Origin of the sequence: Chryseobacterium sp. (genome assembly GCF_041914225.1) — a bacterium.
Lineage (GTDB): Bacteria > Bacteroidota > Bacteroidia > Flavobacteriales > Weeksellaceae > Chryseobacterium.
On the sequence record NZ_JAYSDT010000004.1, the window covers coordinates 151,791 to 175,346 of the forward strand.

The 23,556-nt window shown below is 36.7% G+C and carries 22 protein-coding genes; 15 read left to right on the top strand and 7 right to left on the bottom strand.

Going from position 1 to position 23,556, the window contains the following annotated elements; translation table 11 throughout:
• The first annotated feature begins 3 nt into the window (after positions 1–3).
• From ACE3RB_RS03530 to ACE3RB_RS03585, 12 genes are all read left to right on the top strand, one after another.
• Entirely contained in the window at positions 4–783 is a 780-nt protein-coding gene (locus ACE3RB_RS03530; protein ID WP_374462925.1) for a hypothetical protein, read from the top strand.
• 15 nt (positions 784–798) lie between these two features.
• Positions 799–1,422, top strand: coding sequence for a hypothetical protein (locus ACE3RB_RS03535; protein ID WP_374462926.1), 624 nt, complete (start codon positions 799–801; stop codon positions 1,420–1,422).
• Between the two features lie 95 nt (positions 1,423–1,517).
• Complete coding sequence (locus ACE3RB_RS03540; protein WP_374462927.1) at positions 1,518–2,204, top strand: sensor histidine kinase; 687 nt, start codon at positions 1,518–1,520, stop codon at positions 2,202–2,204.
• Positions 2,173–2,850: a response regulator gene (locus ACE3RB_RS03545; RefSeq protein ID WP_374462928.1), complete on the top strand. Its 678-nt coding sequence runs from the start codon at positions 2,173–2,175 to the stop codon at positions 2,848–2,850. The genes ACE3RB_RS03540 and ACE3RB_RS03545 overlap by 32 nt, the downstream gene beginning before the upstream one ends.
• A gap of 148 nt (positions 2,851–2,998) precedes the next feature.
• Positions 2,999–4,342, top strand: coding sequence for a DUF2235 domain-containing protein (locus tag ACE3RB_RS03550; RefSeq protein WP_374462929.1), 1,344 nt, complete (start codon positions 2,999–3,001; stop codon positions 4,340–4,342).
• Positions 4,343–4,530: 188 nt separating this feature from the next.
• Positions 4,531–6,456, top strand: coding sequence for an ABC-F family ATP-binding cassette domain-containing protein (locus tag ACE3RB_RS03555; protein ID WP_374462930.1), 1,926 nt, complete (start codon positions 4,531–4,533; stop codon positions 6,454–6,456).
• Between the two features lie 158 nt (positions 6,457–6,614).
• Positions 6,615–6,968 carry a hypothetical protein gene (locus tag ACE3RB_RS03560; protein ID WP_374462931.1) on the top strand — a complete coding sequence of 118 codons (354 nt, stop codon included), beginning with the start codon at positions 6,615–6,617 and terminating at the stop codon, positions 6,966–6,968.
• A 248-nt stretch (positions 6,969–7,216) separates the two neighbouring features.
• On the top strand, positions 7,217–9,610 hold the full coding sequence (locus ACE3RB_RS03565) for a TonB-dependent receptor (protein ID WP_374462932.1): 2,394 nt from the start codon (positions 7,217–7,219) through the stop codon (positions 9,608–9,610).
• Between the two features lie 19 nt (positions 9,611–9,629).
• Positions 9,630–10,217, top strand: coding sequence for a hypothetical protein (locus ACE3RB_RS03570; RefSeq protein ID WP_374462933.1), 588 nt, complete (start codon positions 9,630–9,632; stop codon positions 10,215–10,217).
• Between the two features lie 138 nt (positions 10,218–10,355).
• Complete coding sequence (locus ACE3RB_RS03575) at positions 10,356–11,690, top strand: trigger factor (RefSeq protein WP_002976846.1); 1,335 nt, start codon at positions 10,356–10,358, stop codon at positions 11,688–11,690.
• A gap of 180 nt (positions 11,691–11,870) precedes the next feature.
• Positions 11,871–12,557 carry a hypothetical protein gene (locus ACE3RB_RS03580; protein ID WP_374462934.1) on the top strand — a complete coding sequence of 229 codons (687 nt, stop codon included), beginning with the start codon at positions 11,871–11,873 and terminating at the stop codon, positions 12,555–12,557.
• A gap of 153 nt (positions 12,558–12,710) precedes the next feature.
• Positions 12,711–15,569 carry a M16 family metallopeptidase gene (locus tag ACE3RB_RS03585; protein WP_374462935.1) on the top strand — a complete coding sequence of 953 codons (2,859 nt, stop codon included), beginning with the start codon at positions 12,711–12,713 and terminating at the stop codon, positions 15,567–15,569.
• Between the two features lie 73 nt (positions 15,570–15,642).
• Here ACE3RB_RS03585 and ACE3RB_RS03590 read toward each other — a convergent pair whose 3' ends face one another.
• Both ACE3RB_RS03590 and ACE3RB_RS03595 read right to left on the bottom strand, forming a co-directional pair.
• Positions 15,643–16,227, bottom strand: a complete 585-nt coding sequence (locus ACE3RB_RS03590) for a DUF3109 family protein (protein WP_374462936.1) — start codon at positions 16,225–16,227, stop codon at positions 15,643–15,645.
• A 6-nt stretch (positions 16,228–16,233) separates the two neighbouring features.
• Positions 16,234–17,142, bottom strand: a complete 909-nt coding sequence (locus ACE3RB_RS03595; RefSeq protein WP_374462937.1) for a DUF6427 family protein — start codon at positions 17,140–17,142, stop codon at positions 16,234–16,236.
• A 42-nt stretch (positions 17,143–17,184) separates the two neighbouring features.
• Here ACE3RB_RS03595 and ACE3RB_RS03600 point away from each other — a divergent pair, with 42 nt between their 5' ends.
• Entirely contained in the window at positions 17,185–17,418 is a 234-nt protein-coding gene (locus ACE3RB_RS03600) for a hypothetical protein (RefSeq protein ID WP_002976854.1), read from the top strand.
• 84 nt (positions 17,419–17,502) lie between these two features.
• Here the strand turns inward: ACE3RB_RS03600 and ACE3RB_RS03605 are convergent, their stop codons facing one another.
• From ACE3RB_RS03605 to ACE3RB_RS03625, 5 genes are all read right to left on the bottom strand, one after another.
• Entirely contained in the window at positions 17,503–17,940 is a 438-nt protein-coding gene (locus tag ACE3RB_RS03605) for a universal stress protein (protein ID WP_332385014.1), read from the bottom strand.
• 59 nt (positions 17,941–17,999) lie between these two features.
• Positions 18,000–18,605 carry a fumarylacetoacetate hydrolase family protein gene (locus tag ACE3RB_RS03610; protein WP_374462938.1) on the bottom strand — a complete coding sequence of 202 codons (606 nt, stop codon included), beginning with the start codon at positions 18,603–18,605 and terminating at the stop codon, positions 18,000–18,002.
• 89 nt (positions 18,606–18,694) lie between these two features.
• The gene (locus ACE3RB_RS03615; protein ID WP_374462939.1) at positions 18,695–19,093 is read right to left on the bottom strand and encodes a DUF2007 domain-containing protein; all 399 of its coding nucleotides are present in this window, start codon (positions 19,091–19,093) and stop codon (positions 18,695–18,697) included.
• Between the two features lie 2 nt (positions 19,094–19,095).
• Entirely contained in the window at positions 19,096–19,860 is a 765-nt protein-coding gene (locus ACE3RB_RS03620; RefSeq protein ID WP_374462940.1) for an exonuclease domain-containing protein, read from the bottom strand.
• A gap of 41 nt (positions 19,861–19,901) precedes the next feature.
• Positions 19,902–20,615, bottom strand: a complete 714-nt coding sequence (locus ACE3RB_RS03625) for a phosphatidylcholine/phosphatidylserine synthase (RefSeq protein ID WP_374462941.1) — start codon at positions 20,613–20,615, stop codon at positions 19,902–19,904.
• 89 nt (positions 20,616–20,704) lie between these two features.
• Here ACE3RB_RS03625 and ACE3RB_RS03630 point away from each other — a divergent pair, with 89 nt between their 5' ends.
• Complete coding sequence (locus ACE3RB_RS03630) at positions 20,705–22,633, top strand: LTA synthase family protein (protein ID WP_374462942.1); 1,929 nt, start codon at positions 20,705–20,707, stop codon at positions 22,631–22,633.
• Positions 22,634–22,849: 216 nt separating this feature from the next.
• Entirely contained in the window at positions 22,850–23,269 is a 420-nt protein-coding gene (locus ACE3RB_RS03635) for a DUF2147 domain-containing protein (protein ID WP_374462943.1), read from the top strand.
• The last annotated feature ends 287 nt before the right edge of the window (positions 23,270–23,556 follow it).

Genomic DNA, 23,556 nt, shown 5'->3' on the forward strand with positions numbered 1-23,556 from the left:
CTTATGTCAACATTAAACATTGTAGATTATATGCTGCCTGTAGAAGAATGCAGAGCAGCATCAAATGAGTGGAAAGCATCCTTTTCTGACTTTTCAAAACTTCAAAAACTTATTCCTGCCAATTACGTTTTTAATATTTCCAGAGACCACCTTGAGTGGATGAAAGGGTTCAGTGACTATAAAGACTTTTGTGCGGCAGTCGGGATTTACAGGGACCGCCTGATCCTTATTTTTTATCCCATGGATAACGATGGAGGAAAAATAGACCTGAAAGAATATCCATACAGTTTCCTTACTGAGCTTGACAGAGACCTGAAATTACAGGAGATTCAGGAATATACAGTTATTAGAAATGCGGTTCTTTCTAAAAATCTTGAAAGCACCGAGAAAAATATGAATATGGGATTCCCGGTAACCAGTACACCTATTCTTGAACAGGATATAGCTGTAGAAGCGATTCAACGTTGGAGAAACGAAGGAATGGACTGGTTTTATAAAGAGAGCAGAGAAAACGAAGGAAGCGGAATCTTCAGAAAATTCTATGTTCCTACAGCAGACCTTTGCCTTTCAGATGAAGGACTGGCAGGTATTACCTGTTCTTTCGGGATCAGATATAATGATATTTATGGGAAAATGCTCGTAACGCTTATCTTTATTTCTTTCCGTGAGAATCTTAGAAATGCAGAACTGGGTGTAGATACCATCTCCAATACCTATGACTGGGCCAAGCCATGCCCGCCTATCTGCCGTATACCGGATGTAGATGTAGGATGCGAATTTTAAATGATACGCTGAGGAATGGCTGAACTTTATAAGATAATTTTATTCCTGAATTATGCACTGCTTCTGTCTGTTATACTGCTGGGAGCAGTAAAGTACCGCATATTAAGCGCTAAAGAAAAGCAGTATTTTCATTATATTGTTTTTCTTTTTTTTATTGAGCTTCTGAATCTGGCACTGCCTTATATCTTCAGTCTTAATGATACCTCATTCCTCTATCCTTTATATATCGCAGGAGAATTTTTTCTGCTGGCCGGTTTATTCGTCAGAAAGCTGGATTGGTCAAAATCTGTTCCTGGAGTTGTAGGTATACTTGCAACGGGTTTTATGATCTCAAAATACGGATTTGATTATCCTGCAAATGCTGATATCGCAAAAGTAGTTTCCAATATCACAATCATTTGTCTTTCAGGTTTTACCCTGATCCGGGAAATTAAAAATACTTCCTTACAGAACCGTTTCCTTCTTGCAGATGCCAGTATTTTTTTCTACTATTCCGTTTCGGTATTTATTTTTATCATCCAGCACCAGATCGCCAATCTGTCGGAAAACGATTATTATACTATTCTCAGTGCCAATAATATTCTTTCGGGTATTTTGTACTGTTCATTTTTATATACTTTTTTCAGATTAAAGAAGTAACTTTAAATATCAACCTGCTGATCCTTATAATTGTTACCATAACAGTTATATTATCCTTTATTCTGCTGGCTTACAGAACTTTTATAACCAGGATTATGAAGGAAAAGAATGCACAGCACGAGGCGGAAGTTCTTCACCAGAAAAAACTGGTGCTGGAAAATATCAAAGCCCAGGAAGAAGAAAGAAAAAGAATTGCGGTCATGATTCATGATGATATCGGAAACCGTCTCAATATTCTTTCTTTATGGCTGAATAACCTTGACACGCAGGGGGATGAGCAGATCAAAAAAAATATTTACGGCCAGATGTCTTCCCTGATTGATGCTGCCAGAAGTATTTCCCATTCATTATATCCTGTTAATCTGGAGTCGGTAGGACTGGTTTTATATGTGGAAGAACTGATTGCGAATCTTTCCCATAAGATTAATATCTCATTGCAGGTAATGCCGGGATATCAGAAGAAAGACCTTTTTGCAGAAGTACAGCTGTACAGGATTATTCAGGAGTTTACTACCAATGTGATCAAACATTCGGATGCAACGGATCTTTGGATTTATATTAAAGATTATCCGGAAGATACAGCGGTGGTCATTTCTGATAACGGACAGGGGTTTGAATATGAGGAAGTGAAGAAAGGAATGGGAATCAAAAATATAGAATCCCGTATCAAATCAATGAATGCCACGCACAAATGGAAAAAAACTTTTTCGAATAAAGGAAGTCGTTTAATCATAAAAATTCCAAAATATCATGAGTTCCCAAATCAAACTAGCACTGATTGATGATGAACAGCTGATCCTCGAAGGGGTAAAAATGTTGCTGTCCAATGAAAAAAATATATCGGTAAGTCTTACCGCTGATAACGGCCCCGATTTTATAGAGGACCTTGGAAAACTTTCAAAAGATGATTTTCCTGATATTGCCCTTATAGACGTTCAGATGAAACCTATGAACGGCTTTGAGCTGGTAGAAATCCTTAAAGAAAAATATCCGGACCTTAAAATTATTATTCTGTCTTCCCATTATAAAACCTCTATTCTGGGCTATATGGTTAAGCTGGGTGTGTCGGCATTTCTTCCTAAAAACTCAAATAAAAAAACATTTATTGAAGCCATTACAATGGTGGATAAAAATGGTGTTTTCTTCACTGCTGAAGACCATCAGATGCTGTTTACCTACATGAACAGTTCTTCCAAAAAAAAATCTCTTTTTGAAACAGAAGATGAGCTTTCTGAAAGAGAAAAAGATGTTGTAAAGCTGATCTGCCAGGAATTGACCAATAACGAAATCGGAGAAAAACTATTCATCAGCCCAAGAACCGTGGAAAGCCACAGGCAGCGTATTCTGGAAAAGATAGGAGCTAAAAATACAGTAGGAATAGTCATCTATGCCATTGTCAACAATATTTACTCTCTTGAAAAAATATAATTTGATTCCGTAGAAATACGGAATTTTTTATTTGGTACTTTTCACTCTATCTAGCTTTGTTTTTCTTCTGTTATTTTGAAATGTCTCTTTCAGGGATTTTAGTTGAAAAAAACACAACACGATCTGTAATAAAAAATTAAAGTAAAGCATGAATGGCAGAGTGATTTCCGTCGGGATTTTCTTTGACGGTACAGGAAACAATGGGGCAAATATTCTTTCACCGGATAAACCGCTGAACAATAATGAAAGCTATTATGGCACCTTCACCAATATCTATAAATTATACAGTTTATTCCTTGGAGAAGAGAAAATATATATTGAAGGAATTGGTACCGTAACAGGTAGTGAAGATAATAATTTTGCGATGGCAACCTGCGCGAATCCACCTTATGGAAACGGGTATTCTTCAGATGATAAACTTCGGAAAGCCGGTGATTTTGTACAAAAGATAGTTGAAAATGAGGATGCAGCTGCAGAATATCATTTTTACCTATATGGATTCGGGAGAGGAGGAATGCTGGCCAGAACCTTCTGCAACAGGCTTTTGATGGATTATTCACAAAATTGCAGAATAAAATTCTTAGGTGCTTTTGATACTGTGGAGTCAAAACCTTTTAATACATATAATATGAGTATTCCGGGCCGGGTAGAAAATGCTTTACACATCTGTGCGGTCAATGAGAGCCGGTTTTTCTTTCCGCTTACCGGTTTTTTTGAAAACTCAAGAGCGATGCAGGATCAGAAATTACAAAACAGATCATCTGTCTGGAAAGAAATCTTTGTACCGGGAGACCATGCTGATATAGGAGGCGGATATCTGGAAGGGCCACAATCTGTATATATTTCTACAGAGTTTATCAATACTGATGATCTGCACAGCTATATTTCAGAAATCAGAAATACCAAAACGGATACGGATGGAAATAAGATCTGGGATGCATTGCTCTCAGGATATGAAGTTGAGACAGTCAATGGCCTTTCAAAAGCTTATGTTTGCCGTGATAAAGTGTACAATGAGCTGTCAAAAATGTATGGAAAGCTCATGATGGATGAAACCAATACAGTATCAGCAGTGTTTAGTACCGGGAATGAACCTTATTTCGGAACAGACTATAACAGGCATTCTTTTCTTGATCGGTTTTATATCAAAATGAAGGAATATATCAAAGATCTCTCTGTAAACAAAAAGCCGGTTTATGATTTTGGAAAATTTGCAGATTATATCCATATTTCATCAAACTTTGGGCTGTACAGTGATAGTTTCCGGTATAGAACTCAACGTGAAATTAATATTGAGCTGATCAATAACGGATTAAACGTTTCAAGCGGTACCTCTGTTGATCAGACGAACTGTACAAAGCTTTCTGCAGAGCTTCACCTGCCGGAAGACAGTTTTGTGGCTGACTTTCTTTATGGAACCAGCGTCCCGAATAATGATATCTGGATACGTTCCATTTTAAAAGCACCGGAAAGATCGCATTCAATGAAATAAAAAGTAGTGCCAACGCTTCTCAGTTTTAAATTTAGGTTAGGAGACATCTGATGGTGTCTCCTTTTTTAAGTCTCATCTGTATAGAGAAGCACTTCACAACGGACCATTTTTTTATTTCTGGGCTATTCATTTCTTTTTCCGTATTTTTGCCGGCGAAAATTCATTATTCATTACTAATTATAATTAAGATGCTTTCGGTTCAGAGTTTAGGATTACATCATTCAGGAAATTATTTATTTCAAAATGTCAATTTCACCATTAAAAAGGATGATAAAGTGGGTCTGGTAGGTAAAAATGGAGCGGGGAAATCCACTTTATTGAAAATGCTTTCCGGAGAAATTAATTTCTACGAAGGAGAAGTGGTGACGGAAGGAAGTATTACCATTGGTTTCCTGAAGCAGGATCTTGACTTCGTAAAAGGAAGAACGGTTTGGGATGAAACCATGCAGGCTTTTGAACAGATTAATGCCTGGAAAAACGAGCTTGAAGAAGTGAACCACCAGATGGCAGTCAGAACAGACTACGAAAGTGATTCTTATACGGACCTGATTAATAAAATGACCGAGCTGAATGATCTTTTGATGAACCATGATGCCTACAATCTTGAAGGTGATATGGAAAAAGTGTTGTTTGGTCTAGGATTTAAAGCAGATGATTTCCAAAAGATTACTGATGAATTTTCCGGAGGATGGAGAATGAGAATAGAACTGGCAAAACTGCTGCTTCAGAAGAATGATATCATGCTTCTCGATGAGCCTACGAACCACCTCGATATGGAATCCATCATCTGGCTTGAAAACTTCCTTAAAGACTATCCTGGGGCTATTGTTCTGGTAAGTCACGATAAGCAGTTTATGACAGCGGTTTGTAACCGTACTTTCGATATCAATAATAAAAAGGTTGACGATTATAAAGCCAACTATTCCAAATATCTCATCATGAGAGAAGACCGCCGTGAGAAACTGATTCAGGCTAAAAAGAATCAGGATGCGGAGATCAAGCAGATGGAAGACAATATTAATAAGTTCCGTGCAAGTGCTACAAAAGCATCCTTTGCACAGTCGCTTATTAAAAAGTTGGATAAAATAGAACGTATTGAAGTTGATAACGAAGACGTTTCAAAATTCAATATCCGCTTCGTACAGTCTATGGTTCCGGGGAAAGTAATCTTCGAAGCAGTAAACCTTGGTAAGGCTTACGGTAACAAACAGATTTTTGACAATGTAGATTTCATCGTTCAGAGGGGAGACAGGATTGCTCTTTTAGGACAGAACGGACAAGGGAAAACTACACTGGCTAAAATTCTGGCTGGAGATATCAAAGATTATTCAGGAACATGGAATCTTGGGCACAATGTCAATATAGGATATTTCGCACAGAATCAGGAAGAGGTATTAACACCTAATAAAACGGTTCTGGAAGAAGCTGAAGATGCAGCAACGGAAGAAACAAGACCAAGAGTAAGAGATTTATTAGGATCTTTCTTATTCCAGGGAGATGCTGTTACCAAGAAAACAAAAGTACTTTCCGGAGGAGAGAGAAACCGTCTGGCACTTTGTAAGCTGTTGCTTCGTCCTTTCAATACACTGATCATGGACGAACCTACCAACCACCTTGATATCCAGTCTAAGGAAATTATCAAGCTGGCATTGCAGAACTTTGAAGGAACACTGATTGTGATTTCGCACGACAGGGAATTCCTGCAGGGACTTTGTGATAAGATCTACGAATTCCGTGACGGGAAGATGAAAGAATTCCTTGGAGATATCAACGAATACCTTGAGTACAGACAAAAGGAAACCATCAGGGAAATTTCTGCAGAAAAAGCCAAACTTCATAATGAAGTGAAGGAAGAGCCTAAGAAAGTTGAGGAAAAACCTGTTGTAGTCAGCCAGAGTTCAAATATTGTCAGCAAGGAACAGAAAAATATTCAGAATAAAATCAAGAAAGTAGAAGAAAGAATTTCTGAGCTTGAAACCAAAATTGAAGAAATGGAAGCTTCATTTGCCAAAGAAAACCCTTCAGATGAAACTTTAGAAAAATACAACAAGGCTAAAGAAGAGCTGGACAACGCTCTACAGGAGTGGGAATACTTAGGAACCCAACTGGATTAAATAAAATAGAAATAAAATAAAAAATGCTTCATCAATTTAAAAGGATGAAGCATTTTTTTGTAACAGAATTCTCTTCAATACAACTTATTATCCATAGTCATTAAGTAATTTAATAAAAGTTTAAGGGAACAATTAAATTATTTTCATAATTTTGAACCATGATTAAAGAAAGCAGAAATTTAAAGAATTTTATCTCCAGGCTATTGTTTGGGATATATTTCCTCGCGCTGCTTTCTCAAAGCTTTCACCATCATGATTCTGTAGATTATTTTAAAGCTTTTCATTTTAAAAAAGTCGAGAATTCGGTGACGAAAGCCGTTACTAAAGAGAAAGCTGGCGACTGTCTGGCCTGCCACTTTTTGGTTACCGGACATACATTGGCTCCTGAAGAATTCAGCTTTACTTTTGAGCATTACAGCCATGAAGTAAAACAGATCATCGCCATCCAGGAGAAAATCTGGTCTCAGACCAAATTTACCTTTCAGCTTCGGGGACCGCCCGCACTTGCATAATCATAGATTCTATAGGGTTTAAAGTTTTTACTTTAAAGTTCAATGTTTGATGTTCAAAGTTTAAAGCTGTTGGAAATCATTTGATAACGGTTATTATTAATGATTTCAGTGACTAACTTTTAATTTCTCATCATTAATACATTTTACTTTTTACAATGTACAGTTTACAAAACTAACCCTTCCCACAATTTTTAACAAAAAATGTACCTTATTGAAACTAGAAAAGGTACGCAATCAATCTATTTACAATGAAATTGATATATTGCCTGCTGCTGATCTTTTGCGGATCAGTATTTACAAGCGCACAAAAAACCTATACTGTAGAGGGAACCGTTCAGGATTTCCATGATAAAACATTGCTGGAAAATGCGGTGATCAAAATCGGGAACTTTACAGCCAAAACAAATAAGAAAGGTCAATTTTCTTTTGACAAAATTCCTGCAGGAAAGTATACACTCATTGCACAACATCCTGATTGTAATGATTATACTGAAAATATAGGAGTTGATCGGGATGTTCAGCTGGTGATTACACTGGAACATCATGTCAAAGATATTGAAACCGTTACCATCCATGGAAGTCATAAAAATAACGGTTCATTGGTAGTGAAGACTATTGATAAGGCAATGCTTTCAAGAAATGTTACCGAAAATTTAGGGAATTTATTGACAAATATTTCTGGTGTTAATGTTCTTAAAACGGGAAATAATATTGCAAAACCTATTATCCATGGGCTTTATGGAAGCAGGGTTTCCATTCTTAATGATGGAGTGAAGCTTGCTGAACAGGAATGGGGAGTAGAGCATGCCCCCAATGTAGATGTCAATAATTTTGAACATATTGATGTGATAAAAGGAGCATCTGCCTTAAAGTACGGAAGTGGGGCTGTAGGTGGAGTAGTGGTTTTGCAACCCCAGGTTCTGCCTAAAAAAGATACAATCATAGGGAATGTTTCTCTTTCCGGAATTTCAAACGGAAGAGGAGCCGATCTTAATGTAAAATTAGCAAAAACCTGGGAGAATGGCTGGGCCATAAAAACAAATGGAAGCTATAAAAAGCTGGGAGACCTTGAAGCTCCGGATTATGGTTTGATGAATACCGGGATGGAGAGTTCAGGGTTTAACTTTGGAGTTCAGAAGATGACTTTTGAAAAAGGTTTTTCATTTGATTATTACCTGACCAAAAGCACAGTAGGAATTCTTAGAAGTTCTCATGTAGGAAACTCAGAAGATCTTCGCAATGCTCTTACATCAGCACAACCAATCTATCAGAGGGATTTCAGTTATGATATTGATAATCCTAGACAGGAAATCGAGCATCATATTGCTAAAGTTTCTGCCTACAAAAGGTTTGAAAATTTTGGAAAAATTACAGCTACTTACAGTTTTCAGTACAATCATAGAAAAGAATATGATATCAGACGTACGGAAGCTTTGAGCAAAAAACCGGCATTGGATCTTGAACTGATCACCAATGACCTGAATGTGAATCATCTTATAGAAAGAGGAAAGTGGAATCTTGAAACAGGGATTAATGCTGGTTATCAAAACAACTACTCCAATACTCAGACTGAAGCAAGACGTCTTGTCCCGAACTATGACAGATATTATGCAGGAATTTATTCTGTATTGAAATATAAAATCGCACCTGAGCTGGATTTTGAACTTGGAGGCAGATACGATTATGATCACTATGAGGTAACAAAATGGTATGATCTGAGTGACTGGAACAAAACCTATGCAGCAGATTATTCAGATTTTGTAGTAAGAATAAACCAAAACAGAATTCTTACCAAACCATCTTTAAGCTATAATAACATTTCGGTAAACGGAGGAATTGTTTATCACCCCTCTGAATATTTTGATCTGAAATTTAATTATGCAAGAGTCTCAAGGTCTCCGAATATCGCAGAACTCTTTGCAGATGGACTTCACCATTCTGCTGCCATCATTGAAAGAGGAGATATGAGGATGAAAAGTGAAACAGGGAATCAGTTTAATCTGGTGGCAGATGTAAAAGCAAATGTTTTAAAAGGACTGAATATCTCAGTAAATCCATACTTCTTTTACACTCAGAATTTCATCAACCAGATTCCTACAGGATATCAGAATACCCAGTGGGGAGGAGCTTTTGTAGTGTACAGCTATCAGCAGATCAATGCGAAAATGTATGGATTGGATATTGATGCTCAGCTTAAAATTACAGATAATCTTACCTACAAAGGAAGTGGTTCTTATGTGTATGGGCAGGATACGACCCATGATGTGCCACTTATTTTGATGATGCCTCCTAATTTTAATAATTCATTGGAATTCAATAAAAAAGAATGGAAAGGCTTCTATTTTACAGTAAGCAACAATACCTATCTTAAGCAGACGAGGTTTCCGGTTTATAACGTTCCGATCAGATTATTTGATTCGGACGGAAATCCTTACAATGAAGAAGTGGACATCTCTACACCTCCAAGTGGATATTCCCTTTGGAACCTTCAGACGGGGGTAAATCTGTCTAAAAATTTCGGAATTGATTTTTCAGTTCGAAATGTATTCGATAAGTCTTACAGAGATTATCTGAACAGACTTCGTTTCTTTTCCAACGAAATGGGAAGGAACTTTATTTTAACTCTTAAATATCAATTTTAATTACTTAAAATCAAAAAAAATGAAAAATATTTTTAAAAATACAACTCTTATCTTAGGACTTTTATTCTTAGCCGTTTCTTTAAGCTTAACATCGTGTAACAGAAGTGATGATGAAGCAGATGATCTTCCTCAGGAAGAACTTTCAGATGTTCTATTGAGAGTAACAGATGTTGCTACAGGAACTCCGGTTGTATACGACTATCAGGTGAATAGTACTACTAATCCGAATGTTAAGTTAATTAATGGTCATACTTATAATGTGGAAGTAATTTTCAAAAATGGCGATGAAGATGCCACTCAGGAAATTAAGGATGCAAAAGATGAACATTTCTTAGTATATAATTTTCCCAATTCTGATATTACTTTAACACGTACAGATGATGCCAGCTCTACAAGAGGAGACGGAAGCCGAGTAGGATTGAAAACAAAATGGGTTGTTAATACTGCAGTAAAAAATGCTTCTGCACCTAGTCAGCTGGTTCTTACATTATTCCATGAACCGGTAACAGTTTCTGAAGCTTCTGCCGTAAGTGGAAACGGGGTTATTTATGGAACACATACCGGAGGTGAAACAGACGCACAGGCCAACTATAATATTATTAATTAATATACCTTTAATCTTGTTTGGACCATCGGAATTCTCCGGTGGTTTTTTATTTAACAATATTTGGCGTTATAAGTTGATTTTAAATGGGTGATTTTCATAAAAAATTCCTATTTTTGCAACCTAAAATTTTAATCAATAATGAAGGTTACCGCACAAAACCATGATGACGTAAGTGCATTGCTTACAGTAACATTGGAAAAATCTGACTACAAAGAAAAAGTAGAGAAGCAGTTGATTAATTATGCTAAAAATGCGCAAGTTCCTGGATTCAGAAAAGGGAAAGTGCCTTTGAGTATGGTTAAAAAACAATATGAAGCAGGTATTGCATTTGAAGAAATCAACAGACAGGTTTCTGATGCATTGAACAACTATGTTAATGAAAACAAATTAAGATTAGTTGGTCAGCCTATTCCTCAGCCAGTAAACGAATTCGATTACAATGCTGATCAATTGGAAGTTGCTTTCGAAGTAGGATTTGAGCCTGAATTCACTATAGATTTAGCTAAATATGAAGCACCTCACTACAAAGTAGAAGCTTCTGACAAAGAAATCGGTAAGAGTATTGAAAACATGCAGAAGCGTTTTGCTGAGCAGGTTCCTCAAGATAAAATCACTAAAGATTCTTACATTGCTTTAGAAGTTTCTCAGGTTGTGGAAGAAGATGCTGAAGGAGAGCACCACCACCACCCAAAAAACCTTACTATTACTGCTGAAAACAAAGAAGCTTTCAAATTGGTAAAAGGTTTGAAAATGGATGGGTCTGTAAAAGTTACTAAAGAAACACTTGCAGGTGATGAAGAATTAGCTAAAGAATTAGGATTCAGCAAAGAAGAAGTAGAGCATTTACACCACAATGAAGTAGAAGTAAAAGTAAAAGACTTCTATTCATTAAATTTAGCTGAACTTAATCAGGACTTATTCGACAAAGTATACGGAGAAGGAAACATCAAATCTGAAGAAGAGCTTAAAGAGAAAGTAAAAGCTGAATTGGATGAGTATTTCCAGCAGAATGCTGATGTTCACTTCGTGAATAAAGTATTGGAGCAGGTAACTGAGAAAGAAGAGGTAAAACTTCCTGAATCATTCCTTGTGAAGTGGTTACTATTCTCTAACCAGAACATCCAGTCTGAAGAGCAGGCTAAAGAAATTCTTGAAGCTGAGAAAAACCAGTTGAAATATCAGATTATCGAAGGTAAACTGATGACTGAGAACGAAATCAACCTTGACTATGCTGATGTATTGGCTCAGGCTGAACAGTTAGTAAAAAATCAATTGGCAATCTACGGAATCCACCACTTAGGTGATGAAGAAATCCAGAAGTATGCTGTTGAAATGTTGAAAGATCAGGAGCAGGTAAGACAAATTTCTTCTGAAGTAGCTATGGCTAAATTAAAAGATGTAATTCTTGAAAAAGCAAGCAAAAAAGAAACTAAAATTTCTCATGACGAATTTTTAGAAGAACTTAAGAAATAATTATATCAGATATAAATATTTGGAAACCGTCAATTTTTGGCGGTTTTTTTATTATATATCCATACCTGCAATGAATCCATCATTTATCGGTTATCAGGCATTACTAATTGCTCTTTACTCATTATTAATTTGTATGTCCGCCAATATTCCTATATTTACCCTTTAAACTTTATTATAAATATGAAAAAGATCATCATTCCGTTTTTCTGCGCTGTACTTTTCTCAGTGCCTGCAGCAGCTCAGAAAAAAGGGGCTGCATCTGCTAAAACAGAAGCCGTAAAATCAAAATTGACACCTAAAGAAGTTATTGATAATTATTTCAAAGCATTAGGTGGAAAAGATAAACTGGACGCTGTGAAATCTACCATTACTGATAACACTGTGGGTGTACAGGGAATGGAAATTCAAATGACAACTAAGAAATTAGGAAATAAATTCAAATCTGTGCAATCTTTCATGGGGAAAGAAATGATTCAGCTTTTTGACGGAGAAAAAGGATATTTTGACCAGATGGGAACTAAAACAGATATCCCTGCTGATAAAATCGCTGATCTGAAAAAAGGAAAACCCATTGATGCATTAGCATTTGATGCGTCTAATTTCCAGACCGTATCTACAGAAAAACTTAATGGAAAAGACTATAATGTATTGTCTTCAGATAAAGGAAAATTTTATTTTGATGCCGGAACCGGACTTTTGTACAAGACGGATGCCGGAGAAGGAAATGCAACTATTAAGAGCTATATGACGGTGGACGGAATACAGTTCCCTGCTGAACTGGAAGCTGAAGGCGGAGGTCAGAAAATGACAATTAAAACGACAAAAGTTGTCATCAACTCTGGAGTTACAGATGCTGATTTTAAATAAAAAATCACTTTTTAAAAGATAAAAGCCGGGAAATTCCCGGCTTTTTTGATATATTAATATTTTTAACTCAAATTTAACTATCAAACCGGATTTTATGATTTCTTCACCTTGTGAATAATTGGTAGTTTTAAGCCGTAAATAAAATCAAATACCATGAAAAAAGTATTATCTTCATTTGCGGTCATCTTTTTAATGTCTGCGAATGCCTTTGCACAGAATATTCCTGTGGATCCTTCCGTGCGAATAGGTACCCTTTCCAACGGAATGAAGTACTACATCAAAAAAAACACCCTGCCTGAGAAGAAAGTAGATTTCCGTCTGGCTATCAATGCCGGATCTATTCTTGAAGATGAGAATCAAAGAGGGCTGGCTCACTTTATGGAGCACATGAATTTCAACGGGACCAAAAATTTTCCAGATAATAAACTTGTTGACTTTCTACAGTCAATCGGGGTTAAATTCGGACAGCACCTTAATGCGTACACCAGCTTCGATGAAACTGTTTACATGCTTCCTGTTCCGTTGGATAAACCCGGAAATCTGGATGCCGGACTGAAAGTAATGGAAGACTGGGCATTTAATGCGACCCTTTCTGATGAGCAGATCAATAAAGAAAGAGGAGTGGTTCTTGAAGAGCTAAGGTTAGGTCTTGGACCGGATAAAAGAATGATGGATAAATACCTTCCCAAGCTTTTATACAAATCTCAATATGCGGATAGGCTTCCGATCGGTAAAAAAGAAGTATTGGAAAACTTTAAGCCTGATGTTATCCGGAAATTTCACCAGGACTGGTACAGACCGGATCTGATGGCCATTATTGTGGTAGGAGATATCAACGTGGATGAAATTGAAAAAAAGATTAAAGACAATTTCAGCAAATATAAAAATCCTTCAAAGCCCAGAGAAAGAAAATCTTTCGATCTTCCGAACCATAAAGAAACGCTGGTAGCAATTGAAACCGATCCTGATGCTACCAATTCTATGGTACAGTTTATCATGAAAGATGCTGATGCCTACAAACCGGATGTAACCGTTGAACAGTACAATCAAAGTATCATAGAAAATCTTTCAACAACGATGTTGAACAACAGACTGAGAGAACTGATCAATTCTACAAATCCTCCTTTTACTTTTGGATCCGTATACCATGGAGGAACTTATGCAAGAAGCAAAGAAGCTTTTCAGGGATTTGCTATAGTAAAAGAAGGAAATCAGCTTAACGGACTGAAAGTTTTACTGGAAGAAGTGGAAAGAGCAAAAAGATTCGGATTTACGCAGTCTGAACTTGACAGAGCAAAATCTCAGGTTCTCTCCAACCTTGAAAGATCTTATAACAACAGAGATAAAACAGAAAGTGATATGCTGGTTGGTGAGTATGTAAGAAATTTCCTGGAGCAGGAACCGATTCCTGGTATTGCCTGGGAGTATGAGGATACCAAATCTTTCCTGCCTTCTGTTACTCTTGCCCAGACCAACGAAATCATCAAAAAAATGGTGAAAGATGACAGTAGGGTAATTGTGATCACCGGGCCTAAAAAAGATAATGTAGCCATGCCCACAGAAGCAATGGTTCTCAATACATTTGATGCGGTGAAAATGGCTGATCTTAAACCTTATGAAGAAAAAGCCGCGATCAAAAATTTAATAAAACCTTTCAAATCTGAAGGAAAGATTACGAAAACAGAAACGGATGCAAAATTAGGGACAACAACCTGGACGTTAAGTAATGGTGCTAAAGTAACTTTCAAAAAAACAGACTTTAAAGACGATGAAATTGTGTTTACAGCAAGAAGCTTAGGAGGAAGTTCTCTGGTTCCGGATGCTGATTATAACAAAACACAGTTTGCTTTTGCTGCATTAACGGAAGCAGGAGTAGGCGGTTTTTCCAAAGCGGATCTTACCAACTATCTTGCCGGTAAACAGGTAAGTGTAAATCCTATGGTGACATCACTTTTTGAAGGCGTTTCCGGGAGAACTACCCAAAAAGACTTGGGAACGGCTATGGAGCTTATGTATGCGTACTTTACAAGCTTAAATTATAACCCGGCATCCTTTAATGCGTACAAAGAAAAGCAGTCTGCAATGACGAATAACCTGCTATCTAATCCTCAGGCTTATTTTTCTAATGAGCACGCGAAATTTATGAACCAGAAGAACCCGCGCTTTATTGGAGTATTTCCAATGGAAAAAGACTGGGCGAATACGGATTATAAAAAAGCATATGACATCTATAAGGATAAATTTGCCAATGCGGGGAACTTCCAGTTCTATTTCGTAGGAAATATTGACGAAGCGAAGTTTAAAAATGAAGTCCTGCAGTATATTGCGAGTCTGCCTTCATCAGGAAAAACAACAATGTTTAAGGACACAGGTTACAGAACGATGACAGGAGATTATACCAAGGTGTATAAAAAAGGAAAAGATCCGAAGAGTATGGTAACGATTTCTTATGCAGGAGAAGCTCCTTATAGCGAAAAAGAAGCATTGGCTTTATCAGCTCTTGGAGAAGTGGCTACTATTAAAGTAATCGAAAAACTGAGAGAAGATGAAAGCGGTATTTACGGTGGAGGAGCCAGAGGAGGTATGAACAGGGTTCCTTATGGCAGCTATAACTTCAGTATAAGCTTTCCTTGTGGACCGGAAAATGTAGACAAGCTGACGAAGAGCGCGATTGCAGAGCTTCAGAAACTGATTGACAACGGGCCTGAACAAAAAGATCTTGACAAATACAAAGAAGGAGAATATAACGATAACAAAACAGACCTTAAAGATAATATATTCTGGATGAATGCTATTGCCAAGAACCAGTTAGACGGAAGTGATAAATACGATATCTTAAATTATCAGGATAAAGTAAAAGCACTTACGGTAAAAGATCTTCAGGATGTGGCCAGGAAATACCTTACAAAAGGCAGAATTATAGCGACTCTAATGCCGGAAGACGGCTGGGAAAAAGCAAAAAAGGAAGATACTAAAATAGAAGTTACAGGAGCTGCTGTTGTAAAACAATAACTTTTCACTATTTACAATAATAAAAACCGCAGATCAGTCTGCGGTTTTTGTTATTTAATTCAATCCTTACAGGTTAAGAACCATATTCTTTTTTCCATTCATCAGCAGCTTCGCTCAGAACGGTATAGAATTCTTCGCCATATTTTCTGATCAACGGAGTTTTTAAGAACTTATATACAGGAACCTGAAGTTCTTTTCCAAGGGTACAGGCATCACTGCATACATTCCACTCATGATAATTCAATGCAGTAAAAGCAGAATATTCCGTAACACGGATCGGGTATAGGTGGCAGGAGATCGGTTTTTGCCAGTCTACAGCACCATCTTCATACGCTTTTTCAATACCACATTTGGTAATTCCTTTTTCATCGAATGTTACGTAAGCACATTCGCGGTTCTCCACCATAGGAGTAACATACATTCCGTCGTGCGGATCAGTAGTCCATGTTCCCTGCTCTTCAAGGGCTTTGATTGCCTCCTGGGTAAGATAAGGTTTTATTTTATCAAAAATACTGTCCAATATTTCAAGCTCGTTTTTATCCAACGGAGCTCCCACATCTCCTTCCACACAACATGCACCTTTACATTTCGAAAGGTTGCAAACAAATTCTTCGGAAAAAATTTCCTCTGAAATCAATTTATCGTCTATCTGAATCATAATTTTTTAAAATAAATCAAAAACTGTACCCGCTTTAAAGGTCAGTAAACTAATAATAATAATAAGCCATACACTGGCTTCACGCATCCAGTATTTAGGTAAAAATCTCATCATTCTGCTCAGAATAATACTTGAAGGGAATGCCAGAAGCAGCAGGTATTCATAGCTTTTATTCATATACAGGATAATGGTGACAAGCTGTGCCACTGAAAAAACCAGCAGAAAAGTATACTTGTACCTGCTTATCGGACTTTTTTTATTATAATTTTTAAAATGGTCATATACAGCATAAATAAGCATCAGGACCACAGGAATAAGTGGCAGAAGCTCGGTGTAATCTGTTACAGGTCTCATTTTTCCAAACGGAAAATAATCAATATTCCATGATGTAAACTGAACGAAATACATGACAGAAAAATAGCTGAATGTAATCAGAACGATTCCCAGAAGGAATCTGAAAAGATTCAGCCCGATTTTGGCAGAAGTTGCAATCACGTGGATGATCACAAAAACAGCCATCGGCCAGGTAGTGGGAAGAAAAATAAAATTCAGTGCTACAATGGCCCCCACCAACACATAGGATTTCTTCCTGATATCTTCATCTGCACTGGTCAGAAGAAGGATAAGAAAAGAGTTGGTAAGCAGCGAAACGGCAATTCCTATATCCAGATTTCCGGGATACAGCCCGAAAATAAAAAAAGTGTACAGGAATAATGGAAGATGGGTCTGGTAATTAAGTGCAATACTGTGAAAACAAAAATATCCCAAAGCAATTCCCAGAAAAGTTATTCCGGCAACAATAGCTTCGTAAGTGTTGAAATTCAGTATGTTAAATATTATTACTACTAAAAGAAGAAAACCAATATAAACAGGAATTGAAAAAATATTGCTTTCTTTTGAAAGTAATTTAAACATTTTTTGTAAATTTGTACAAAGTTAATTTAAAAAAGGAAAATAATGACGTCTTTCTTTCTATTCTTAAGCAAAGTTTTCAAATGGTCTTTCGGTTTCTTTGATGCTTTCGGTAATGTTTTAAACTGGATTCTGTTTATAGTTTGCTGTGTACTATTCACTTATTGGTGCTATGTACTGGTGGTTACACTTGGTGGCGACAAAGATAAAGACTATTATTCTCCAACGGAAGGTAAGCACCCTTACTACGATCCGAATATCTACAAAAAAGAAGGTTAATTAATTGGTTATATAGTAAAAAACCGATCAAACAATATGCTTTGATCGGTTTTTTTATTACTAACGATTAAAATTTTCTTTTTCTTAGTCGTGTATCGGAAGTACCAGAACAGGAATACTTGAGCTTTTTGTAATTCCTTTGGTTAAGCTTCCGACGAATACATCATATATTCCGCTTCTGCCATGTGATCCCATCACAATATAATCTGCATTTTTGGACTTGGCATATTCCAGAATAATATCTTTGGCAATTCCCTGTTTTAAAAGGTGTTCACAATCGATATCATGGGCAAGGATCCTTTGCTCAATCTTATTAAGCTGTACCAGCTCTTCTCTGATCTCGTTGGCTTCCACTTCCGGAAAATATTGAAATCCCATATCACCAATGGCAAAGCCGATATCTGATGGCGCTACGTGGATCAGGTAAATTTTGCCGTTAAGCTGTTTTGCAAATTTTATGGCACCGTCTACCAGTTGGTCTGTCTTGTCCCCAAAATCTACGGGTAATACAATATTTATCATAACCTCTAATTTTGTTATCTAAAGATATGAAAAATTTGCCAGATTATGATGTTAAATACTTATAATATTCGGATATCAAGGATTTTTTCTTCTCCAAGATAAGCTTCCAGGATATCATTTTCCTCTACCTTTCCAACCCCTTTCGGAGTTCCTGTGAAAATAAGGTCTCCTACTCTTAACGTAAAGTATTGGGACGCAAAAGCAATAATGTCGTCAAAGTTGAACATCATATCTTTTGTATTGCCATCCTGTACTTTCTCTTTGTTTTTTAATAATGAAAACTGAAGGTTCTCCAGACTGAAATTCTCTTTTTTAAAGAAGCTGCTTACCACAGCAGAACCATCAAAACCTTTGGCAAGTTCCCATGGAAGCCCTTTTGATTTCAGCTCGCTCTGAAGATCTCTTGCCGTGAAATCTATTCCAAGGCCAATTTCCTCATAATGTTTGTGTGCGGTTTCTTTCTGGATATATTTTCCCCCTTTTGAAATTTTTAATACCACTTCAAGCTCGTAGTGAATATCATTGGAGAATTCAGGGATGTAGAAATCATTTCCCTTTAGAACAGCTGTATCCGGTTTCATAAAAATAACCGGATTTTCAGGAATTTCGTTTCCTAATTCTTTCGCATGCTCACTGTAGTTTCTTCCTATGCAGATTATTTTCATAATTCTTTTATTTTATTTTTTGATCTCGTCATTGCGAGGGACGAAGCAATCTTTTTTAGATGGTTTAAGCCTATTGATTCCTGAATAAATTAGTGGGTAAACTCATTTCCGCAATAATAACATTTGAATTTGTGACTTGTCAGAAAAGAAATTCCGAAGAAGCTGGTAGCACTGTCATCCCTGTAGATATGATTGGAGCCACATTTCGGGCATACAAAATCAAACTCAGGATCTTCAATGGTGTGTTCCACTTCCAGAGAATATTGTTCATTGTCTTTATAATCCTGAAGAATTTGCCGGGCTTTTTCCACATCTTCCTCAAATACCTGAAGCTGTATACCGCCTACCGCCTGTGACAAAAGCCAGTCTGACTGAATGAGCTGCTCATTGGCAATAAAGCTGTTAACACCGTTTTCAGCCAGTATCTGTTTGTCCCTGTTAGCTTCAAGGGCAGTTTCATAAAATTTAAAACGAACCAGATCAGACATTTTTAAAACCTGCTTGACAGTTGTATTTTTGTAAAAATCTTCTTGGTATACAGGGGGAAATCAGCATTCTGAAGCCATCCGAAATATCCTAAATCTTTTTGGAATACTGCTTTTACTCCCTGGCCTTTATATTTCCCGAAGTTGAAAATCTCTTCCATTTTCTCATTATATCCGATAAATCCGGCAAGATCTGCATTTTTGTTATGGAATGTGAATTCACTTAACGGCGCTATTTCATTCGGAATATCATCATATTTTCCGACCTGAGCATCCAGAACTTCAAACGTTGCCATTACATCGGCTTCGGCAGAGTGTGCGTTTTCTAATGTTTTTCCACAGTAAAACTGATAAGCTGCGCCTAAGTTTCTGGGTTCCTTTTTATGGAAAATAGTCTGTGCATCTACCAGTCTGAATTTACTCAGATCAAAATCCATTCCTACTCTTAAAAGCTCTTCAGCCAGAAGCGGAACATCAAACCTGTTGGAATTGAAGCCTCCAAGGTCGCTTCCAGAAATCATTTCCATAATTTTAGCGGCAATATCCCTGAAAGTAGGAGCGTCTTTTACATCTTCGTCATAGATACCATGGATTTCGCTACATTCTTTAGGAATCGGCATTTCCGGATTGACGCTCCATGTTTTGCTTTCCCTGGAAGCATCCGGGTTTACTTTTAGGATACAGATCTCAACAATTCTGTCTTTCCCGATGTTGGTTCCTGTAGTTTCCAGGTCAAAAATACAAAGCGGTTTATGGAGTTTTAAATTCATGTGGGTGATTAATAATTTGAAATGTGTTTTATTTTAATAAGCTATTTTAACTGTCTCTGAAAAATAAGAGACACCAATATATAATAAATGACAAGCATTGGAATTCCTACTACCTGAAATAGGGCAAGAATGGCAATTCCTCCTACAAGTAATACTACTTTAGGATAGTTGTCTTTTAATTGTCTGGATTTGAACTTCATTGCCATCATTTTGATCGGGCTGATCAGAAGCCATGAAGTAAGAAGGGTAAGCAGAACCAACAGCAGTTCATTTTCAAACAAAAAGCTGAAATTCCCGGTTTCTTTAAAGGCATAATAAAGACCAAAAAGTAAAACCGTATTGGTAGGTGTGTTCAATCCTTTGAAATAATAGCGCTGCTCTTCATCAAGATTGAAGATGGCAAGTCTCAGGCAGGAAAATACAGTAACGATGATCCCGATGTATTTGATCTCAAATGGAAAATGAATTCCGAGAAGCTCTGCACCAAACGGTTCAAGCGCTTTATACATCGTAAGTCCCGGAACTACTCCAAAGCTTACCATATCCGCAAGGGAATCAAGCTGAAGACCAAGATTGGAGTTCGATTTTAAAGCTCTGGCTACAAAGCCGTCAAAAAAATCAAAAACCGAGGAGAGAATAAGGCAGATTGCCATTGTCTGATAATCTCCTAATATTAGATGTATTGCACCTATACAGCCTGCAAATAAATTAGCCAGGGTTAAAGCATTGGCCAGATTATTCTTTATAAAATCCATAAGCACAAAATTACAGTTTTTAAAAATTCTAACTCAAAATAATATGAACTAAAAAAGGCATTAAAGTGATTTTGATGTAAATTTGCCCCATGAAATTTTTAAAAGGATTTAGAAAACAGGAAGTTCTGGTATTGGTTTACCGGATTTTTCTGGCCTACGTTTTTTACCAGATCGCCAGACTTTTATTCTGGTATTTTAATAAAGATCTGATTAAGGTTGACTCTGTTTCAGAATATATAAAGCTGGCGTACCACGGGACGGCTTTTGATACCACAGCGATTCTGTATGTCAATGCTTTATTTATACTCCTTAGTTTACTGCCTTTGGTGATCAACACAAAGAAAATTTTTCAGAAAATTCTTTTCTGGCTGTATTTCATTACCAACGGGATTGCCTACGCGATGAATTTCGGGGATTTTATTTACTATAAATTTTCACAGGCAAGGCTTACTTCAGCCGTATTTCAGGTAGCTGAGCACGAATCCAATGTTTCTAAGGTACTGATGATTTCTATCGGACAACATCCTTTCGTGCTGATCTGGTATGTCATTCTGATGATCCTGTGGGTTTTCCTTTATAAAAGAATAAAAGTGGAAGAGACAAAACCTCTGAAGCTGCTGCCTTATTTTATCACCTCCATTATTACTTTGTGCATCACTGCTGTACTGGTTGTGGGAGGAATCAGAGGTGACTTTAAACACAGTACGAGACCTATTAATATGGTAGATGCAACTCGTTTTGTAACGAATCCGCTGCAGGGAAATATGGTGCTCAACAGTACCTTCTCCTTTTTAAGAACTTTAAATACCAATAATTTCAAGGAAGTTCATTTTGTGAGTGAAAAAGATATAGAACAGTATGTACAGCCTTATAAAGTGTATGACAGAAAAGTAAAAAACCGTCCCAATATCGTTATTTTTATTGTAGAATCTTTCAGCAGGGAATATTCGGGTGCTTTCAATAAAGATAAAAATATCAAAGACTATGTTTCTTATACACCGTTCATAGATAGTCTGGCAAGCCAGAGTCTTATTTTTCCGAATACTTTTGCAAACGGCAGACAGTCAATTCATGGGATGAGCAGTGTATTGGCGGGAATTCCGAGTCTTACGGATGCATTTACGGGATCACCTTATTCCAATCAGAAAATCCAGTCTATTGTTTCTGTATGCAATGATCTTGGCTATGACACATCGTTCTATCATGGGGCACCAAATGGTTCCATGGGATTCCTTGGTTTCGGAAATATTTTAGGATTTAAGCATTACTTCGGGAAAACAGAGTATAATCATGATGAAGATTTTGACGGGATGTGGGCGATCTGGGATGAGCCCTTCCTGCAGTATTTTGCAAAAAATGTAGGAAAGAAGCAGCCTTTTATGACTACTGTATTTACGGCTTCATCACATCACCCTTTTAAAATTCCTGAAAAATACAACGGAAAATTTAAAAAGGGAAAAATAGAAATGCATGAACCAATACAATATACGGATTATGCAATAAAGAAATATTTTGAAACGGCTAAAAAACAGCCTTGGTTCAATAATACGATCTTTGTTTTCACGGGAGATCATACCAACCAGGTATATTATCAGGAGTATGAGAGAGCGATGAACCGTTATGCTGTTCCGTTGATTTTCTATTCTCCGAATCCTGAATACCAGCTTAAAGGAGTCAGCCAGGAAATTGCGCAGCAGGCAGATGTATATCCTACCCTGGCAGATCTTATCGGATATAACAAGCCTATCAGAAGCTGGGGGAGAAGTCTGGTGAGCGATAAGAAATATCCTTTCATTGTTGTGAATTCTGACGGAAGCACGGAGCAGTTCATGATCGGAAATTATATTTATCGTTTTGACGGAAAAGAAATAGTAGGGGTGTATGATAAATCTGATCTGGGCCTTGAAAAGAATCTGGTTAATGAGGTTAAAAATCCGGAAGTAGAGCAGGGAAAGAAAACAGCAAAAGCCTGGTATCAGGATTATATGGACAGAGTGATTAACAGGAAGCTGTATTAATTAGAGCGAAATGGCAAAAAGGTAAACAGCAAAACCGTAAAATGACGAAAACATAAACAGGCTGATTGAAATTTAGCTTTTTCGCCTTTTAGCGATTTTACGTTTATATCCTCTTTATGCTTTGTATAATAAAAGTTTTTGTTTGTTGAAAATTAATTTATACTTTTATCAATACATAGATAAGAATATTGTATTACAATTAAAACTATAAGAAATATGAAAAAAATATTGTTAACGTTCGCACTTTCTTTATGCGGTGTGCTTACATTTGCACAGATAGAAGGTAAGTGGAAAACGATAGATGATGAAACCAAACAGGCAAAATCTATTGTTGAAGTGTATAAAAAATCTGATGGGAAATATTATGGAAAAGTTTCTCAGCTGTTAATAAAACCAGCTGATGCCAACTGTACACTTTGTAAAGATGACAGAAAAGGAAAACCGCTTTTAGGATTGGAAATCATCAGAGGACTAAAAAAAGACGGTAATGAGTTCACAGGAGGAACCATTACAGATCCTAAAACCGGAAAGACATACAAATGTACCATTACAAGAAGCGGTGACAAGCTAAATGTAAGAGGTTACTTAGGATTATCTTTATTAGGAAGAACCCAGGTTTGGGAAAAAGCTAATTAATATAAGTTTAAAATAGAATTTACATGGCATTTCAGAAATGGAATGTCATTTTTTGTGGATAAAATTTTGAATAAATTCTTAGAAACCTTGAAAAACCATAAGAACCAGGCAGAAAGAAGGGAAATTCATTTTAAATACAGTTAATATTATGTCTTCACATTGAAATGAAGAGGCTTTTTATTATGTGTATAATAAAAAAACACTATTTTTGTAGTCTAAATTTTTCAAGAAAATATGGCAGAATATACTTTTCGTGAGGTAATTGCACAGGCAATGAGCGAGGAAAT

What these genes read in the sequence shown, in the direction of transcription:
- ACE3RB_RS03530 (WP_374462925.1), top strand. Translation starts at nt 4, where the DNA reads ATGTCAACATTAAACATTGTAGATTATATGCTGCCTGTAGAAGAATGC.
- ACE3RB_RS03535 (WP_374462926.1), top strand. Translation starts at nt 799, where the DNA reads ATGGCTGAACTTTATAAGATAATTTTATTCCTGAATTATGCACTGCTT.
- ACE3RB_RS03540 (WP_374462927.1), top strand. Translation starts at nt 1,518, where the DNA reads ATGAAGGAAAAGAATGCACAGCACGAGGCGGAAGTTCTTCACCAGAAA.
- ACE3RB_RS03545 (WP_374462928.1), top strand. Translation starts at nt 2,173, where the DNA reads ATGAGTTCCCAAATCAAACTAGCACTGATTGATGATGAACAGCTGATC.
- ACE3RB_RS03550 (WP_374462929.1), top strand. Translation starts at nt 2,999, where the DNA reads ATGAATGGCAGAGTGATTTCCGTCGGGATTTTCTTTGACGGTACAGGA.
- ACE3RB_RS03555 (WP_374462930.1), top strand. Translation starts at nt 4,531, where the DNA reads ATGCTTTCGGTTCAGAGTTTAGGATTACATCATTCAGGAAATTATTTA.
- ACE3RB_RS03560 (WP_374462931.1), top strand. Translation starts at nt 6,615, where the DNA reads ATGATTAAAGAAAGCAGAAATTTAAAGAATTTTATCTCCAGGCTATTG.
- ACE3RB_RS03565 (WP_374462932.1), top strand. Translation starts at nt 7,217, where the DNA reads ATGAAATTGATATATTGCCTGCTGCTGATCTTTTGCGGATCAGTATTT.
- ACE3RB_RS03570 (WP_374462933.1), top strand. Translation starts at nt 9,630, where the DNA reads ATGAAAAATATTTTTAAAAATACAACTCTTATCTTAGGACTTTTATTC.
- ACE3RB_RS03575 (WP_002976846.1), top strand. Translation starts at nt 10,356, where the DNA reads ATGAAGGTTACCGCACAAAACCATGATGACGTAAGTGCATTGCTTACA.
- ACE3RB_RS03580 (WP_374462934.1), top strand. Translation starts at nt 11,871, where the DNA reads ATGAAAAAGATCATCATTCCGTTTTTCTGCGCTGTACTTTTCTCAGTG.
- ACE3RB_RS03585 (WP_374462935.1), top strand. Translation starts at nt 12,711, where the DNA reads ATGAAAAAAGTATTATCTTCATTTGCGGTCATCTTTTTAATGTCTGCG.
- ACE3RB_RS03590 (WP_374462936.1), bottom strand. Translation starts at nt 16,227, where the DNA reads ATGATTCAGATAGACGATAAATTGATTTCAGAGGAAATTTTTTCCGAA.
- ACE3RB_RS03595 (WP_374462937.1), bottom strand. Translation starts at nt 17,142, where the DNA reads ATGTTTAAATTACTTTCAAAAGAAAGCAATATTTTTTCAATTCCTGTT.
- ACE3RB_RS03600 (WP_002976854.1), top strand. Translation starts at nt 17,185, where the DNA reads ATGACGTCTTTCTTTCTATTCTTAAGCAAAGTTTTCAAATGGTCTTTC.
- ACE3RB_RS03605 (WP_332385014.1), bottom strand. Translation starts at nt 17,940, where the DNA reads ATGATAAATATTGTATTACCCGTAGATTTTGGGGACAAGACAGACCAA.
- ACE3RB_RS03610 (WP_374462938.1), bottom strand. Translation starts at nt 18,605, where the DNA reads ATGAAAATAATCTGCATAGGAAGAAACTACAGTGAGCATGCGAAAGAA.
- ACE3RB_RS03615 (WP_374462939.1), bottom strand. Translation starts at nt 19,093, where the DNA reads ATGTCTGATCTGGTTCGTTTTAAATTTTATGAAACTGCCCTTGAAGCT.
- ACE3RB_RS03620 (WP_374462940.1), bottom strand. Translation starts at nt 19,860, where the DNA reads ATGAATTTAAAACTCCATAAACCGCTTTGTATTTTTGACCTGGAAACT.
- ACE3RB_RS03625 (WP_374462941.1), bottom strand. Translation starts at nt 20,615, where the DNA reads ATGGATTTTATAAAGAATAATCTGGCCAATGCTTTAACCCTGGCTAAT.
- ACE3RB_RS03630 (WP_374462942.1), top strand. Translation starts at nt 20,705, where the DNA reads ATGAAATTTTTAAAAGGATTTAGAAAACAGGAAGTTCTGGTATTGGTT.
- ACE3RB_RS03635 (WP_374462943.1), top strand. Translation starts at nt 22,850, where the DNA reads ATGAAAAAAATATTGTTAACGTTCGCACTTTCTTTATGCGGTGTGCTT.